Annotated in this window: 17 protein-coding genes; 8 read left to right on the top strand and 9 right to left on the bottom strand. The window is 53.0% G+C overall.

What is annotated here, in order from left to right; translation table 11 throughout:
* Positions 1-25: 25 nt before the first annotated feature.
* Positions 26-1,822: a nitrate/nitrite two-component system sensor histidine kinase NarX gene (gene narX / locus O6D90_RS10560; protein WP_016156734.1), complete on the top strand. Its 1,797-nt coding sequence runs from the start codon at positions 26-28 to the stop codon at positions 1,820-1,822.
* Complete coding sequence (gene narL, locus O6D90_RS10555; protein WP_003020756.1) at positions 1,815-2,465, top strand: two-component system response regulator NarL; 651 nt, start codon at positions 1,815-1,817, stop codon at positions 2,463-2,465. Before narX ends, narL begins: the two co-directional genes overlap by 8 nt.
* Positions 2,466-2,486: 21 nt before the next feature.
* Here the strand turns inward: narL and O6D90_RS10550 are convergent, their stop codons facing one another.
* Positions 2,487-3,872: a YchO/YchP family invasin gene (locus O6D90_RS10550; RefSeq protein WP_071600324.1), complete on the bottom strand. Its 1,386-nt coding sequence runs from the start codon at positions 3,870-3,872 to the stop codon at positions 2,487-2,489.
* Between the two features lie 176 nt (positions 3,873-4,048).
* Here O6D90_RS10550 and O6D90_RS10545 point away from each other — a divergent pair, with 176 nt between their 5' ends.
* Both O6D90_RS10545 and O6D90_RS10540 read left to right on the top strand, forming a co-directional pair.
* Complete coding sequence (locus O6D90_RS10545) at positions 4,049-4,402, top strand: DsrE/DsrF/TusD sulfur relay family protein (RefSeq protein ID WP_016156736.1); 354 nt, start codon at positions 4,049-4,051, stop codon at positions 4,400-4,402.
* 262 nt (positions 4,403-4,664) lie between these two features.
* On the top strand, positions 4,665-4,910 hold the full coding sequence (locus tag O6D90_RS10540) for a DUF1883 domain-containing protein (protein ID WP_016156737.1): 246 nt from the start codon (positions 4,665-4,667) through the stop codon (positions 4,908-4,910).
* Positions 4,911-4,964: 54 nt separating this feature from the next.
* Here the strand turns inward: O6D90_RS10540 and O6D90_RS10535 are convergent, their stop codons facing one another.
* Together O6D90_RS10535 and chaB are read right to left on the bottom strand one after the other, a co-directional pair.
* A complete protein-coding gene (locus O6D90_RS10535; RefSeq protein WP_016156738.1) occupies positions 4,965-5,660 on the bottom strand; it encodes a gamma-glutamylcyclotransferase in 696 nt (231 codons plus the stop codon).
* Between the two features lie 196 nt (positions 5,661-5,856).
* On the bottom strand, positions 5,857-6,087 hold the full coding sequence (chaB, locus tag O6D90_RS10530) for a putative cation transport regulator ChaB (RefSeq protein ID WP_016153288.1): 231 nt from the start codon (positions 6,085-6,087) through the stop codon (positions 5,857-5,859).
* 275 nt (positions 6,088-6,362) lie between these two features.
* Between chaB and chaA the strand changes: the two genes are divergently transcribed.
* Positions 6,363-7,463 carry a sodium-potassium/proton antiporter ChaA gene (chaA, locus tag O6D90_RS10525; protein WP_271143300.1) on the top strand — a complete coding sequence of 367 codons (1,101 nt, stop codon included), beginning with the start codon at positions 6,363-6,365 and terminating at the stop codon, positions 7,461-7,463.
* Between the two features lie 152 nt (positions 7,464-7,615).
* Here chaA and kdsA read toward each other — a convergent pair whose 3' ends face one another.
* The 6 genes from kdsA to hemA are packed head-to-tail and all read right to left on the bottom strand — an operon-like array spanning position 7,616 to position 12,920.
* Complete coding sequence (gene kdsA / locus O6D90_RS10520; RefSeq protein WP_016156739.1) at positions 7,616-8,470, bottom strand: 3-deoxy-8-phosphooctulonate synthase; 855 nt, start codon at positions 8,468-8,470, stop codon at positions 7,616-7,618.
* A gap of 35 nt (positions 8,471-8,505) precedes the next feature.
* The gene (gene sirB1, locus O6D90_RS10515; protein WP_003020775.1) at positions 8,506-9,315 is read right to left on the bottom strand and encodes an invasion regulator SirB1; all 810 of its coding nucleotides are present in this window, start codon (positions 9,313-9,315) and stop codon (positions 8,506-8,508) included.
* Positions 9,316-9,317: 2 nt separating this feature from the next.
* Entirely contained in the window at positions 9,318-9,710 is a 393-nt protein-coding gene (gene sirB2, locus O6D90_RS10510; protein WP_016153291.1) for an invasion regulator SirB2, read from the bottom strand.
* Positions 9,707-10,540 (bottom strand): peptide chain release factor N(5)-glutamine methyltransferase, encoded by an 834-nt coding sequence (prmC, locus tag O6D90_RS10505; protein WP_016156740.1) that lies wholly within the window; start codon positions 10,538-10,540, stop codon positions 9,707-9,709. Before prmC ends, sirB2 begins: the two co-directional genes overlap by 4 nt.
* A complete protein-coding gene (prfA, locus tag O6D90_RS10500; protein ID WP_016153293.1) occupies positions 10,540-11,622 on the bottom strand; it encodes a peptide chain release factor 1 in 1,083 nt (360 codons plus the stop codon). The genes prmC and prfA overlap by 1 nt, the downstream gene beginning before the upstream one ends.
* 41 nt (positions 11,623-11,663) lie before the next feature.
* Positions 11,664-12,920, bottom strand: coding sequence for a glutamyl-tRNA reductase (gene hemA, locus O6D90_RS10495; RefSeq protein WP_016153294.1), 1,257 nt, complete (start codon positions 12,918-12,920; stop codon positions 11,664-11,666).
* A 211-nt stretch (positions 12,921-13,131) separates the two neighbouring features.
* Between hemA and lolB the strand changes: the two genes are divergently transcribed.
* The 3 genes from lolB (at position 13,132) to prs (ending at position 15,768) form a co-directional block, all read left to right on the top strand.
* Positions 13,132-13,755 carry a lipoprotein insertase outer membrane protein LolB gene (gene lolB / locus O6D90_RS10490; RefSeq protein WP_016156741.1) on the top strand — a complete coding sequence of 208 codons (624 nt, stop codon included), beginning with the start codon at positions 13,132-13,134 and terminating at the stop codon, positions 13,753-13,755.
* Positions 13,752-14,603 carry a 4-(cytidine 5'-diphospho)-2-C-methyl-D-erythritol kinase gene (gene ispE, locus O6D90_RS10485; protein ID WP_016156742.1) on the top strand — a complete coding sequence of 284 codons (852 nt, stop codon included), beginning with the start codon at positions 13,752-13,754 and terminating at the stop codon, positions 14,601-14,603. The genes lolB and ispE overlap by 4 nt, the downstream gene beginning before the upstream one ends.
* A gap of 217 nt (positions 14,604-14,820) precedes the next feature.
* Complete coding sequence (gene prs / locus O6D90_RS10480; protein ID WP_001518537.1) at positions 14,821-15,768, top strand: ribose-phosphate diphosphokinase; 948 nt, start codon at positions 14,821-14,823, stop codon at positions 15,766-15,768.
* Positions 15,769-15,794: the final 26 nt, after the last annotated feature.

Here is a 15,794-nt window from a genome sequence, read left to right as displayed (position 1 = left end):
CGAAAACCCGAAGGAACAAGTCACCATGTTTAAACGTTGTCTTTCCCCGCTTACGCTGGTCAACCAGGTGGCGCTGATTGTTTTATTGTCTACTGCCATCGGCGTGGCGGGTATGGCAGTCTCTGGCTGGCTGGTTCAGGGCGTTCAGGGTAGCGCGCATGCAATCAACAAAGCGGGATCGCTGCGCATGCAAAGCTATCGCCTGCTGGCGGCCATACCGCTGGACGCCAACGATCAACCACTGCTGGATGAAATGGAGCAAACGGCGTTTAGCCCGGAATTGACGCGTGCCGCGCAGCGTGACGGACAACAGGCGCAGTTAAAAGCCTTACAGGATTACTGGCACACCAAACTGGCACCGGGGCTTGCGCATGCGCAAACGCCTGATGCGGTAGCGCAGGATGTCAGGCGCTTTGTGGGCGGACTGGATAAGCTGGTCACCGCCTTTGACCATACCACCGAGTTACGCATTGAACGCGTCGTCTTGCTGCATCGCCTGATGGCCGTATTTATGGCATTGCTGCTGGTCTTCACCATTATCTGGCTGCGCGTGCGCCTGTTACAGCCGTGGAAACAACTGCTGGCGATGGCGCGAGCCGTCAGTCAACGTGATTTTACCCAACGCGCACATATCAGTGGACGTAATGAGATGGCAGCGCTGGGCTCGGCGCTGAATAATATGTCGGAAGAACTGGCCGAAAGTTACGCGGTGCTGGAACAGCGGGTACAGGAGAAAACGGCGGGTCTGGAGCACAAAAATCAGATCCTCTCTTTCCTGTGGCAAGCCAACCGCCGCCTGCACTCTCAGGTGCCGTTGTGCGAACGCCTCTCTCCGGTACTGAACGGCCTGCAAAATTTGACCCTGCTGCATGATATTGAACTGCGGGTCTATGATCTGGAAGATGAAGATAATCATCAGGAATTTACCTGCCAGTCCAATGTTAGCTGTGATGAGAAAGGCTGCCATTTGTGTCCGCGCGGTACGCTACCCGCCATTGACGGCGGTATCACACTGAAATGGCGGCTAACCGACGCCCATACCCAGTATGGTATCCTGCTCGCGACTTTGCCGTACGGACGCCATCTCAGCCACGATCAGCAGCAACTGGTTGATACCCTGGTTGAGCAACTGACCGCAACGCTTGCACTCGACAGGCATCAGGAGCGTCAGCAGCAGTTGATCGTGATGGAAGAGCGTGCCACCATTGCGCGCGAACTTCATGATTCTATTGCACAATCGCTCTCCTGTATGAAGATGCAGGTGAGCTGTTTGCAGATGCAGGGCGATGCGCTTTCAGATAACTGCCGCGAGCTGCTCAGTCAGATTCGTAACGAGCTAAACGCCTCCTGGGCGCAACTGCGCGAGCTGTTAACGACCTTCCGTTTACAGCTGACGGAACCTGGATTGAGACCGGCGCTGGAAGCCAGCTGTCAGGAATACAGCGCACGTTTTGGCTTTACGGTTAAGCTGGATTATCAGCTGCCACCGCGTCTGGTCCCTTCGCATCAGGCGATTCACCTGCTACAAATTGCGCGCGAAGCCCTGAGCAACGCCCTCAAACACTCTCAGGCCGATGAAGTGGTCGTGACGGTGGTGCAAAATGGTAAGCAGGTCAAACTTACAGTGCAAGATAACGGCTGCGGCGTACCGGAAAACGCCGAACGCAGTAACCACTACGGCATGATAATCATGCGCGACCGTGCGCAAAGCTTGCGCGGCGATTGCCGTGTACGCCGTCGCGAGACAGGCGGTACTGAAGTTGCTGTCACTTTTATTCCCGAAACAAACTTCACAGAAGTCCAAGGAGATACCCATGAGTAATCTGGAACCGGCAACCATCCTGTTGATCGACGATCATCCGATGCTGCGAACCGGTGTAAAACAGCTTGTCAGCATGGCGCCCGATATCACCGTTGTCGGCGAAGCCAGCAATGGTGAGCAGGGTATCGAGCTGGCAGAATCCCTTGATCCCGATCTGATCCTTCTTGATCTCAACATGCCCGGCATGAACGGTCTGGAAACACTCGACAAGCTGCGTGAGAAATCACTGTCAGGCCGTATCGTCGTGTTTAGCGTATCCAACCATGAAGAAGACGTGGTTACTGCACTGAAGCGCGGTGCCGACGGTTATCTGCTGAAAGATATGGAGCCGGAAGATTTGCTGAAAGCATTGCAGCAAGCGGCTGCCGGTGAAATGGTGCTGAGCGAAGCCTTAACGCCGGTTCTGGCCGCCAGCCTACGCGCCAATCGTGCAACGTCCGACCGTGATGTTACCCAACTGACGCCGCGCGAACGCGATATTCTTAAGCTCATCGCCCAGGGCCTGCCTAACAAGATGATCGCCCGCCGCCTGGACATCACCGAAAGCACGGTAAAAGTTCACGTGAAGCATATGCTGAAGAAAATGAAGCTCAAATCACGTGTTGAAGCCGCGGTATGGGTGCACCAGGAACGTATTTTCTGATAACGCGCGCATGCGTCATTGTTAACGAGGATCATTTTCCGAAACGGTAGTAAACGGTTCGGTCAGTGATAGCGTGATCTCATTGGAAGAGACACGCTGGCCCTGCTCATCTTCTACCACCACAGACAACCGCCAGCGGTTCGTCGCACCTTCTCTGCTGTCCCACTTCGGCATAATAATCGTCCAGCCCTGCGCGCTTCGGTTATTGCTGCCAGCCGTTAAGCTCAACGCCTGAGTATCGCCCTGCCACGTCAGGTGGCGGATCCCATGCAAACTACGCACCTGCAGCTTCAGCGCCACCGTCTCTCCCGGTTTGAGATCCCAGGGTGGCGTGGCCAAAAATACCGACAGCGTTTTACGCTGGCGATACTCCAGCGTCGGCAAATTGTTACGCTGCGGATCGTCATAACGACTGCCGCGCAGTGAACGGCTGTTCGCCACCTCACTGACCATCAACTGTTTTTTTAACGGCACGCCAAAACGGTAACTAAGGGTTAAGCCGAGGTTATTCTGGCTGATGCCGCTTTCCCCCTGCTTATGCTGCGCTGTCACCGTGATTAGCGGCACCGGTGTATAGCTCAGCCCGAGGTTCACCGCCACCGGATTGTGATACCCGGTTCCCGAATGAAATAGATCCACCCGGTCGCCAAAATACTGTTCCACGCTGACGCTAGTATTGAGGTGTTGATAGAACGGCATCCGCATTTGCGCGGTCAGATCGTAGCCGCGGGCCATCCGTTGTTGCTGGGTTGCAAAACGATCCTGCCAGGAAGACAACGGTTGATAATAGTTAGCGGATAAGCGCAAATATTCGCCCCATGCCTCCGCGCCGAGGCCTCCCCGGGGCAGATTTTCATCCAGTAAGTTGTCATAAAAGGTGTTGTAACCCAGTAACCAACCGTCGCGTACCCAACGTTGCCCAATCCCCGCATTACTGACTAAGCCGTCGTCCTGTTGCGTCACTCCTAGCTGGCTCCAGGTAAGATAACGTTGGTTGTCCTGCCACGGCACAAACCAGCTTCCCCGACTCCCGGTAAAACTGCCTTCGTTATCAACCTGCAACCCGATACTGGCATTTCCCCAGGGAGAGAGCCAGGATTCCAGTTGCTGATTCACCTGTTCACTGACCGTATCACGCACCTGGCCAAACGCGAACTGCTTCGCCTGTTCACCGGTATCAAGCCCGTTATCAGTCATGCTGGCTTCACCAAACGCTTTGACCATTTCGGCAAAATGCTTTTCGCCTGCCCGCGACTCCGGGGCCATGCCAAGATCGGGCAAGCCATCACTATTGTTATCGAAAGGGTTTTCAGCCTGGTGCACAAAGGACGACTGCGCGTTAGCAGTACCGCCTGCCAGCGGCAAGAGTGCGAATACAGCAAGAGAAGAACAGATAATACGGCTCAAATCGTTAGTGGTTTCTTACATCAATTAGCCACAGTGGCATACTTATCTTAAACCATAACGTTTTTCAGCGTTGATTTTCAGCCCCTCCCCCTTTTTTCGGCATTATCCTGGCATTGAGAAATAGGTGTAACATACGTGTCGGTTATTAACGCTTACATGCAGTAACAGGAGTAAAAATGCAAAAGATAGTGATCGTCGCGAACGGAGCGGCTTATGGAAGCGAATCGTTATTTAACAGCCTGCGTCTGGCTATCGCCCTGCGCGAACAGGAAGCCGGTCTCGACCTGCGTCTGTTTTTAATGTCTGACGCCGTAACCGCAGGATTACGTGGTCAGAAACCCGCGGAGGGCTACAATATTCAGCAAATGCTGGAGATCCTGACAGCGCAAAATGTTCCGGTAAAACTATGCAAAACCTGCACCGATGGTCGTGGGATCACGGCGCTGCCGTTAATTGATGGAGTGGCCGTCGGCACGCTGGTAGAACTGGCTCAATGGACGCTGGCTGCAGATAAAGTGTTGACCTTCTGATACACCGTTTTCAGGCAAGCGCACTGAAAGTGTCGATAATTTCCGGATTTAATATTTGATGGGCGCGGTTTCGTTGAACGTTAGCACGCCCGTTCAACCCTTTTGAGGTGTTTTGTCACTTTTGTTTAATCGTTATGCCATTTTTTGATCAAAATCAGCATCCTGTTGCTCCCCCTTTGGTGTTATGCAATGAGTGAAATGTGAACAACATCACGCAGCACTTTCGACAGAAAGTACGTTGTTTTCAAGAACGGGGTGAAAAATGGCAATAGTGAAGGCAAGTTTAAAGTTATTTGGTGGCGATACGGTGGTTGTGCGCTGTTCCGAGCGCTGTCACATCCATCTGATGAGCGAAAAAAATCACGTCAAAGACACGCAGTCCGACATCTTAAGCGTGCAGGATCGTGATAACGCATGGTTGACCGTGCCCTATACCGGCGTCTGGAACGTGCTGATCGACAGCCACAGTCAGTCGCTTGAGCATTCGATAAGTTATATTGCAGCCTAAGCGTGACATGCCCGAAAAGCACCTGGCTTTCGGGCATACAATTCCACGCCGGGTTCAGGCAAACCCTGGCCGCATAACGCCTTCCGGCAGGTTCTCTCCCAACAATCGTTTGACCGTGATCACCAGATCATTAAGACAATCATCCTGCATCCCCAGCTTGACCAGCTCTTGTTCCAGCGAGAACAGATACTGGGCATTGGTGCCTAAAGGTCCGCTGGCCGCGGCGATAAGCGGCGCGATCACCTGCGCGCGCGTGTCTGACTCAAACAGCGGATGGCGCGGATCCATAATAAACACCAGCGCGTTCACCGTACGGCCGTCATCAAGCGCCAGCTGGCACCAGGTCGGCAGATAGCATCCGGTGATCATTTCTCGCTTCCACAACAGAGAAAGCTCTTGTTCCAGCGACGCGTCCGGCAAGCGGTAGGCCACACCGGTGGTACGTCCGCCCTCTTTCAGGGCCAGCATGCGGCCTGGCTGACACGCCGTTCCTCGCCCCGCCGTCAGGCGCAGACAAAATGCACGGTGCCAGCCGACTAATGTGCCGGTACAGGACTCTTCAAACTCTAAGGCCGGGTTCCACATCAACGATCCATAACCGAAGATCCACACCGGTCCATCATCTGGTCGACAAGCGAGCGTGGCGGCCAGTGAGGCTGCACGTTGTTCCGCTGACCAGAGTAGTGATTCTTCAATAGCACCAAATGCCGTCTTACAGTCGGCATTCAATAAAAAATCACGCGTTAACACCTTACACCTCCGCCACTGCTGCTTCCCTGCGACAACTTTTTTGACGCCTTCCGGGCTTTTTTACTGCTCATTTTGAAACCAATAGCTGGACAATAGGCAATTCACCGCTCGCTTGCAAGCCAGTAACCGCGCGGCGTAGCACGATTCGCTAACGCCTGATGCACGCGAGTTTATAAAGGCATTATAATTGATACTGTTACGTCTTTTTATGCCATTTACCATCATCACCTTTTTGGTAATCATTTTTAACCGCGGCCCACGCCACCTTATGTGCCGTCTCTTCTCGGGTGGCATCGTCACGGCGGTCAGATTTGTCTTTATACTGTTCCCAGGCGCTGTTGAAAGCTTCTTTATAAATGTCCTGAGCATGGGCTGGCAGAACGTGCTGCACGCTGTCAGGCAGATCGCTTTTAGATTTATAGGGCATTGTGAACTCCTCTTTTTAGGCTAAACCTTAAGTGTGGTTAACAATGCGGCGAGACGCCAATAATGGACATTTTTAGAAATTTTCTTTACCTAACCTTCTGTTAATTAAACAGTCTATAAACAAGAAATTGGTTTTTGGCCGCTTTGAGAGGGAAAATAGGTGATGTAGTAAAATTTCGTAAAATGTCACCTACAAAACCGCGTTTTCTGTTATTTTTTACATTCTTTAATACTTTTTATAATTATAAATACCTGCAGAGATGGAGAATTAATGCAATGACACAAGCACATGAGGCGGTAAAAACCCGCCACAAGGAGACCTCTCTCGTCTTCCCGATTTTGGCGCTGGTAATCCTGTTCTTCTGGGGGAGCAGTCAGTCACTACCAGTGGTCATCGGTATTAATGCGCTGGCCCTTATTGGTATATTAAGCAGCGCATTCAGCGTTGTCCGTCATGCGGACGTATTAGCGCATCGACTTGGCGAACCCTACGGGTCGCTGATCCTCAGTTTGTCCGTTGTTATTCTTGAAGTCAGCTTAATCTCCGCATTAATGGCAACCGGCGATGCCGCACCTACGCTCATGCGCGATACGCTGTATTCAATCATTATGATCGTAACCGGGGGTCTGGTCGGTTTTTCATTACTGTTAGGTGGCCGTAAATTTGCCACTCAATATATGAACCTATTTGGTATTAAGCAGTATTTAATCGCCCTGTTCCCACTGGCCATTATTGTACTGGTATTCCCGATGGCGTTGCCGGGGGCAAATTTCACTACCGCGCAGGCGCTGTTGGTGGCGTTAATTTCTGCGGCGATGTACGGCGTATTTTTGCTGATTCAAACTAAAACGCACCAAAGTCTGTTCATTTACGAGCATGAAGACGAGGGTGACGACGATGACCCGCATCACGGTAAGCCGTCTGCGCACAGCAATCTGTGGCACGCCGCCTGGCTTATCATTCATCTGATCGCTGTTATTGCCGTGACCAAGATGAACGCCAGCCCGCTTGAGACCTTGCTGACTGAACTGAATGCGCCAGTCGCATTTACGGGTTTCCTGGTCGCGTTACTGATCCTCTCGCCTGAAGGACTGGGCGCACTGAAAGCGGTTCTGAGCAATCAGGTACAGCGGGCAATGAATTTATTCTTCGGTTCGGTATTAGCCACAATTTCGCTGACCGTACCGGTGGTGACGCTGATTGCATGGGCAACCGGGAATGATTTGATGTTTGCGCTGGGTGCGCCAGAGATGATTGTGATGGTTTCATCACTGGTTCTGTGTCAGATCTCTTTCTCCACCGGACGCACCAATGTGCTTAACGGTGCAGCGCATCTGGCACTGTTTATTGCCTATCTGATGACAATATTTGCCTGATTATTATTTTAGACGTACCCCACGGTCCTCTTCAGGGCCGTTTTCTTTTCTGCCGATATAACACAATCAATGGCGCGTCTGGTGCCTGACGGCGACCTTTATACCCTTTTCAAATAGCAGGCCGGAGGGAAACTCCGGCCTGTCACACTCTCTTAGTTCTCGGTATCCAGCTCGTCGAAGCTTTTCACCAGGTCATCAATCGCTTTAATCTGCGTCAGGAACTGTTCCAGCTTCGCCAGCGGCAGCGCGGATGGACCATCGCATTTCGCATTGGCTGGATCCGGATGCGCTTCAATAAACAGACCTGCCAGACCAACCGCCATACCGGCACGCGCCAGTTCGGTAACCTGCGCACGACGACCGCCGCTTGCTGCGCCAAACGGATCGCGGCACTGCAGCGCATGGGTAACGTCAAAAATCACCGGTGAGTTGCCGGAGACTTTCTTCATCACGCTGAAGCCCAGCATGTCCACAACCAGATTGTCATAACCAAAGTTCGCACCACGGTCGCACAGAATAACCTTATCGTTGCCGCCTTCATGGAATTTATCCACGATGTTGCCCATCTGAGCCGGGCTGATGAACTGCGGTTTCTTCACGTTGATAACGGCACCGGTTTTCGCCATTGCTTCCACCAGATCGGTCTGACGAGCAAGGAATGCCGGAAGCTGAATCACATCCACCACATCAGCAACAGGCTGTGCCTGGCTGGCTTCGTGAACGTCGGTGATCACTTTTACGCCAAAAGTCTGTTTCAGTTCCTGGAAGATTTTCATCCCTTCTTCAAGGCCCGGTCCACGGTAAGAGTGGATGGAAGAACGGTTGGCTTTATCAAAGGAGGCTTTAAACACGTAAGGGATACCCAGCTTTTGAGTAACGGTTACGTAGTGCTCACAAATGCGCATCGCCAGATCGCGGGATTCCAGCACGTTCATTCCGCCAAACAGCACGAACGGCAGGTCATTTGCCACGTTGATGTCGCCAATGCTAACCACTTTTTGTTTCATAGGATCGCCTTAAACGGTAGGTAAAGTGTGATTAATCAATGCAATACAATTTGTTTGTGCGAAATAGTATTAATTTGCGCACGAATCATTTCGCTGATCGGGTCTTCCGGACACTGTTCAACGAAATAACTTAAATCTGTCAGCGCAACATGTTCGCACTCGAGTTGCGCGTATATTAAACCACGATCGCGAATTTCATACGGATCTTCAGGATTAAACTGCAATAGTGCTTCACTGGCACGCAGCGCCAGCTCCATTTGCCGCTCTTCCATCAGTGATGATTTCAGCGTGTCGAGCAGTTTGCGGATCACTTCCGCGTTATCCGCCTCATCCAGGTCTTCGTTAAACAGCTCCGCGACCGGGCTGATGTTCCCCTTCAACCACACTTCCAGCGTGTGCTCATTTAACGTTTCGCCATTGAATGGATTGATTAGCCACATTTCACCATCGAGCGACTCAATACGAAGGATCAGTTGCGTCGGGAAAATCACCGGTACCAGCGGCAGCTCCAGTCTGTTGGCAATCCACAATAAGATCGCCCCCAGAGACACGGCGCTGCCCTGCCGATTTTTCAGTACCTGGTCAAGCCAGAGTGCATCAGAAAGACGATAGACGCCGTGGGTATCCGTAAATCCCCATTCGCCGTAAAAAAGTGCCAGCAGTTTTTCCAGTTGCTCATCCTGAGACAGGAGCTGGCTAATTTCTTCTTGCGCCAGACTGACCAGACGTTCCAGTTCGTCGTAGACAGTTTGTGTTGGAAAATCCAGACGGATAGACTCCGACGCCAGGATCATCCCATCACACAATGGCGCTTTATTAAATTCGAAATCAGCTAACGACCTCATGCTTACCCCAGTAACGGTATTTTTGTGGTGGCGAGTTTAATGATGATGTACAGCACCACCAGCGCCAGCGGAAATGCGACTAATCGCGCCTGCTGACTGCGCGCCCGACGATAATCGAGCGCAATAAAACCCAAAACGATGTAAATGATAACCCCAAACAGCTTTTCAGTCAGCCATGTCCCGTGCTCAGTGAATGGCAGGATGTGCGCTTTAACCATTAGCGCCACGCCGCTGAGTAATAAAACGGTATCCACAACCGGTGGCACAATGCGCGTCCAGCGTGCGCAGGCAAGACGCGAGTCGGTGTAACGCCACCAAAAACGCAGCGTCAGCAAGCCAACGGAAAGCGCAATACTGATGAGATGAATGTTGAGTAACACACTGAAGGTACTCATGATGGGATGCGTCCAAGCGTAATTCGCTCGTTGCCGCCATAATCACGGCAGGTTTCAACCGCCTGGTAACCCGCACGAGTAAAGACGTCCCGGACGGCCTGCCCCTGCTGCCAGCCATGTTCCAGCAACAGATAGCCGCCAGGCGTTAACACGCGCTGAGACTGGTCAATGATATGCACGATATCCGCCAGTCCCCGATCGCCCGCCACCAGTGCCGACAGAGGTTCAAAGCGTACATCGCCTTGCGCCAGATGCGGATCCTGTTCGTCGATATACGGCGGATTGCTGACAATCATATCAAACTGCTGTCCCTGCAAAGCGCTGAACCAGTTGCTTTGCAGCACGCAAACATTGTCGATGCCCAGATGCTGTTTGTTGCGAGTGGCCAGCGCAACGGCATCCGGCATGCGGTCAACCGCCGTTACTGCGCAATCCGGACGTTCGGTTGCCAGTGCCAGCGCAATGGCGCCCGTGCCGGTTCCCAAATCGAGAATGCGGCACGCTGAGGCCGGCAGGCGAGCAAGCGCCTGTTCCACCAGACACTCAGTATCCGGACGAGGGATAAGCGTAGCCGGAGACACAAACAGCGGCAACGACCAGAACTCCCGCACGCCGGTTAAATGCGCCACCGGCTCACCCCGCTGACGGCGCTCCAGTAATGTGTCGAGCTGTTGGCGCTGCGCCTCGGTTAATACCGTTTCACCGAAAGCCAAAATAAAGGTGCGTCCCTTACCGGTAACAAACTCGAGCAAAATCTCGGCGTCACGGCGCGGGCTTTCACTTGCCTGTAATTGGCTTATCGCTTCACGCAGCCAGTGCTGATAATCCATTAATCCTGCTCGGACAACGCCGCCAGTTGGTCGGCCTGGTATTCCTGGACAATTGGCTCAATGAGCATATCCAGTTTGCCTTCCATCGCTTCATCCAGACGGTAGAGCGTCAGGTTAATGCGGTGATCGGTCACGCGACCCTGCGGGAAATTATAGGTACGGTTGCGATCGCTGCGATCGCCACTGCCCAACAGATTGCGACGCTCAGAGGCTTCTGCCTGTTGACGTCTTGCCACTTCGGCGGCACGAATTCGCGCCCCCAGCACCGACATCGCTTTCGCTTTGTTTTTATGCTGCGAACGTTCGTCCTGGCATTCCACTACGATACCGGTCGGCAAGTGGGTAATACGGATTGCGGAGTCGGTGGTGTTAACGTGCTGACCCCCTGCGCCTGATGAGCGGAAGGTATCAATACGCAGATCGGCCGGGTTGATGTCCGGCAGTTCGGCATCTGGTAGTTCCGGCATGACCGCGACCGTACAGGCAGAAGTGTGAATACGGCCCTGTGACTCCGTCGCAGGTACGCGCTGCACACGATGCCCACCGGACTCAAATTTCAGTCGACCGTACACGCCTTCGCCGCTAATTTTGGCAATAACTTCTTTAAACCCGCCATGTTCGCCTTCGCTGGCGCTCATGATCTCTACCCGCCAGCGACGCGATTCAGCGTAACGGCTGTACATGCGGAACAGATCGCCGGCAAACAGCGCGGCCTCATCACCACCGGTTCCCGCACGCACTTCGAGGAAGGCGTTACGTTCGTCATCAGGATCTTTAGGCAACAGCAGAACCTGCAGATGTTGCTCCAGCTGCTCGCATTTATCTTTTGCTTCACGCAGTTCATCCTGCGCCATTTCACGCATTTCAGGATCGTCGAGCATCATCTGAGCCGTCTCGATATCTTCCTGAACCTGTTGCCAGTCCGTAAAACAGCGAGATACATCGCTTAATTGCGCATATTCGCGCGACAGTGCACGAAAGCGTTCCTGGTCTGCGATAGTACCCGCATCCCCGAGCAGCGCCTGAACTTCTTCATGGCGTTCATGCAGGGCTTCCAGTTTGGCAACGATAGAAGGCTTCATAGGCGTAAATGCACCCTGTAAAAAATAAGATTGGTGTGCTGCTACTCCAGCCCGAGGCTGTCGCGCAGAATATTCAGGCGTTCACTATCCCCGTCACGGGCGGCCTGTTGAAGTGATTTGGTTGGTGCATGGATCAAGCGGTTGGTCAGTTTCCAGGCCAGATCCTGCATAATGGCTTGCGCATCACCACCCTGTTGAAGAGCGGCCAACGCTTTGGCAGTCAGTTCATCACGGATCTGTTCTGACTGACTGCGATACTCGCGGATAGTTTCACTTGCGCCCTGAGCGCGTAGCCAGGCCATAAATTCGCTGGTTTCCTGCGCCACAATGGTTTCGGCTTCCACGGCCGCCGCTTTGCGCTGGGCCAGGTTATGCGAAATGATGCTTTGCAGGTCGTCAACGCTGTACAGATAGGCGTTGGACAACTTACCCACTTCTGGCTCGACATCGCGCGGTACGGCGATATCCACCAGCAGCATAGGTTGATTACGGCGATTTTTAAGCGCGCGCTCCACCATTCCTTTGCCGATAATCGGCAGCGGGCTGGCGGTAGAACTGATAATAATATCGGCATCCTGTAAACGCGCATCGATATCACTCAGTGAAATCACTTCGGCGCCGACTTCATCCGCCAGCACCTGCGCCCGCTCGCGGGTACGGTTGGCGATGATCATCTTCTTCACTTGATGCTCACGCAGGTGTCGCGCCACCAGCTCAATGGTTTCGCCTGCGCCCACTAACAGCACGGTCACCGTGGAGAGCGATTCAAATATTTGCCGCGCCAGCGTACAGGCGGCAAAAGCCACGGACACGGCGCTGGCACCGATGTCTGTTTCTGTTCGTACACGTTTAGCGACAGAGAATGATTTCTGGAACATGCGTTCCAGCGCACTGGCGTTCAGGTGACCTTTTTGCGAATCCGCAAAAGCTTTTTTCACCTGCCCCAGAATCTGCGGTTCACCAAGCACCAGCGAATCCAGACCGCTGGCAACACGCATCAAATGACTGACGGCGTCGTTGTCCTGGTGCCAGTACAGGCTATTGCGCAAGTCTTCTTCATTAAGATTATGGTAATCGCACAGCCAGCGAACCAGCGCTTCTTGCAGGTTATCCTGCTCTTCAACGCTGAGATACAGTTCCGTACGGTTACACGTCGACAGCACCACCCCGCCCTGCACCATTGGCTGCGCAAGCAGGCTGTCCAGCGCCTGATCGAGCGTATCCGGCGAAAACGTTACGCGTTCTCGCAGCGATACAGGTGCCGTTTTATGGTTAATACCAAGCGCTAAAAGGGTCATGTGTGCGGGAATAGTACCAGCGTTGATAAGGTTAGACTGGGTGCATCATACAGGATGCGTGCGGTCAATAAAAGAGACTGCCCCCTTTTGGAGTAATAGCTTAGTGCACAAATTTGAGCGATTTAAGATAACTTGAACGTAGACGATGTATGATGGCGGCGCTAGCATTAAGAGTTATAACTGCAACGTATCTCAAGGATTTGTCATCATTATGACCCTGCCTGATTTTCGCCTGATTCGCCTGCTGCCGTTGGCGGCCCTGGCTCTTACCGCCTGTACGCTCAACGCGCCGAAAGGTCCCGGCAAAAGCCCTGACTCTCCACAGTGGCGCCAGCACCAGCAGGAAGTACGCGCCCTGAACCAATATCAGACGCGCGGTGCGTTTGCGTATATTTCCGATCAACAGAAAGTCTATGCCCGCTTTTTCTGGCAACAAACCGGACAAGATCGCTACCGTCTCCTGCTGACCAATCCCCTGGGCAGCACTGAACTGGAACTCAATGCCCAGCCGGGCAACGTCGAACTTGTCGATAACAAAGGCAAGCACTACACCGCTGACGACGCCGAAGAGATGATTGGTAAGCTGACCGGCATGCCTATTCCATTGAATAGCCTGCGCCAGTGGATCCTTGGCCTGCCGGGAGACGCCAGCGATTACAAACTCGACGATCAGTATCGTCTGAGTGAAGTGAACTACAGCAAAGACGGTAAAAACTGGAAAGTGGTCTATAGCGCCTACGACAGCAAAATTAATCCTGCGATGCCGGCAAACATGGAACTGTCCGACGGCGATCAGCGTATTAAGCTGAAAATGGATAACTGGATTGTGAAATGATGACCCACTGGCCCTCTCCGGCAAAACTGAATCTGTTTTTATACATCACCGGGCAGCGTGCGGACGGTTATCACACTTTGCAAACGCTATTCCAGTTTCTTGATTATGGCGACACGATAGGTATTGTGCTGCGTGGCGACGGCGAAATCCGCCTGTTAACGCCGGTGGAAGGCGTTGCACATGAAGACAATCTCATTGTCCGTGCGGCGCGCTTGCTGATGAAGGCGGCGTCTGAAAGCGATCGCCTTCCCAAAGGGAGCGGCGCCGATATCAGTATCGAAAAACGCCTACCGATGGGCGGCGGTCTTGGCGGAGGTTCGTCGAATGCGGCTACCGTCCTGGTGGCGCTGAATCACCTTTGGCAGTGCGGACTTTCGGTTGATGAACTGGCAGGACTCGGCTTAACGCTGGGGGCGGACGTTCCCGTATTCGTGCGCGGCCATGCGGCCTTTGCTGAAGGCGTAGGTGAAATTCTGACCCCGGTCGAGCCAGAGGAAAAATGGTATCTGGTCGCACACCCGGGAGTCAGTATTCCGACGCCGGTGATTTTTAAAGATCCCGACCTCCCGCGCAACACGCCAAAAAGGTCAATAAAAACGTTACTAAAATGTGAATTCAGCAATGATTGCGAGGTTATCGCAAGAAAACGTTTTCGCGAGGTTGATGCGGCGCTTTCCTGGCTGTTAGAATACGCGCCGTCGCGCCTGACTGGTACAGGGGCTTGTGTCTTTGCTGAATTTGACACTGAGTCTCGTGCTCGCCAGGTGCTTGAGCAAGCCCCGGAATGGCTCAAAGGCTTTGTGGCGAAAGGTGTCAACCTCTCCCCATTGCACAGAGCGTTACTCTAAATCATTCGGGTTTCAGGAAGATGGCGAAATATGCCAGCACACATGAAACGTGAAAGATGACGAGTAAGCCGGGCAAGCTGAGTTGCGGTGACAACGTCACCCTGTTCCAGACGTTGCATCGCGCTCTTTAATACACCGCATGGAGAGGATACTGCCTGGCCCGCACAGTTTTCGGCAGATTCTTTCCACCAATGGACGCATGCCTGAGGTTCTTCTCGTGCCTGATATGAAGCTTTTTGCTGGTAACGCCACCCCGGAACTAGCACAACGTATTGCCAACCGCCTGTACACTTCACTCGGCGACGCCGCTGTAGGTCGCTTTAGCGACGGCGAAGTCAGCGTACAAATTAATGAAAATGTACGCGGTGGTGATATTTTCATCATCCAGTCCACTTGTGCCCCTACTAACGACAACCTGATGGAATTGGTCGTTATGGTTGATGCGCTGCGCCGTGCTTCCGCAGGCCGTATCACCGCCGTTATTCCTTACTTCGGCTATGCACGTCAGGATCGTCGCGTACGTTCCGCTCGTGTACCGATTACTGCTAAAGTCGTCGCTGATTTCCTGTCCAGCGTTGGCGTTGACCGCGTCCTCACCGTTGACCTGCATGCTGAACAGATCCAGGGCTTCTTTGACGTACCGGTTGATAACGTATTCGGTAGCCCGATCCTGTTAGAAGACATGCTGCAGCTGAATCTGGACAACCCGATTGTGGTTTCTCCGGACATCGGTGGCGTCGTGCGTGCCCGCGCTATCGCTAAACTGCTGAACGATACCGACATGGCTATCATCGACAAACGACGCCCGCGCGCGAACGTTTCTCAGGTGATGCATATTATTGGTGACGTTGCAGGTCGTGACTGCGTGCTGGTTGATGATATGATCGATACCGGCGGTACGCTGTGTAAAGCAGCAGAAGCACTGAAAGAACGTGGTGCAAAACGCGTATTTGCTTACGCTACCCACCCGATCTTCTCAGGTAATGCGGCAAACAACCTGCGCAATTCAGTGATTGATGAAGTCGTTGTCTGTGACACTATTCCACTGACTGACGAAATCAAAGCACTGCCAAACGTGCGTACATTGACCCTGTCGGGTATGCTGGCCGAAGCGATTCGTCGTATCAGCAACGAAGAATCCATCTCTGCTATGTTCGAGCATTAATCGAGCCCGGCTCAAAAACCCGCTGC

Origin of the sequence: Citrobacter sp. 21OH12SH02A-Citro, assembly GCF_027919895.1 — a bacterium.
Lineage (GTDB): Bacteria > Pseudomonadota > Gammaproteobacteria > Enterobacterales > Enterobacteriaceae > Citrobacter > Citrobacter braakii.
The sequence above is the reverse complement of the archived record's forward strand: the minus strand, read 5'-3'. Positions and strand labels throughout refer to the sequence as shown.

Excerpts from the sequence above, each read along its gene's own strand:
- ispE (WP_016156742.1), top strand. The coding sequence starts at position 13,752 with ATGATGACCCACTGGCCCTCTCCGGCAAAACTGAATCTGTTTTTATAC.
- lolB (WP_016156741.1), top strand. The coding sequence starts at position 13,132 with ATGACCCTGCCTGATTTTCGCCTGATTCGCCTGCTGCCGTTGGCGGCC.
- prfA (WP_016153293.1), bottom strand. The coding sequence starts at position 11,622 with ATGAAGCCTTCTATCGTTGCCAAACTGGAAGCCCTGCATGAACGCCAT.
- chaB (WP_016153288.1), bottom strand. The coding sequence starts at position 6,087 with ATGCCCTATAAATCTAAAAGCGATCTGCCTGACAGCGTGCAGCACGTT.
- sirB2 (WP_016153291.1), bottom strand. The coding sequence starts at position 9,710 with ATGAGTACCTTCAGTGTGTTACTCAACATTCATCTCATCAGTATTGCG.
- narL (WP_003020756.1), top strand. The coding sequence starts at position 1,815 with ATGAGTAATCTGGAACCGGCAACCATCCTGTTGATCGACGATCATCCG.
- O6D90_RS10545 (WP_016156736.1), top strand. The coding sequence starts at position 4,049 with ATGCAAAAGATAGTGATCGTCGCGAACGGAGCGGCTTATGGAAGCGAA.
- narX (WP_016156734.1), top strand. The coding sequence starts at position 26 with ATGTTTAAACGTTGTCTTTCCCCGCTTACGCTGGTCAACCAGGTGGCG.
- prmC (WP_016156740.1), bottom strand. The coding sequence starts at position 10,540 with ATGGATTATCAGCACTGGCTGCGTGAAGCGATAAGCCAATTACAGGCA.
- hemA (WP_016153294.1), bottom strand. The coding sequence starts at position 12,920 with ATGACCCTTTTAGCGCTTGGTATTAACCATAAAACGGCACCTGTATCG.
- chaA (WP_271143300.1), top strand. The coding sequence starts at position 6,363 with ATGACACAAGCACATGAGGCGGTAAAAACCCGCCACAAGGAGACCTCT.
- O6D90_RS10540 (WP_016156737.1), top strand. The coding sequence starts at position 4,665 with ATGGCAATAGTGAAGGCAAGTTTAAAGTTATTTGGTGGCGATACGGTG.
- sirB1 (WP_003020775.1), bottom strand. The coding sequence starts at position 9,315 with ATGAGGTCGTTAGCTGATTTCGAATTTAATAAAGCGCCATTGTGTGAT.
- kdsA (WP_016156739.1), bottom strand. The coding sequence starts at position 8,470 with ATGAAACAAAAAGTGGTTAGCATTGGCGACATCAACGTGGCAAATGAC.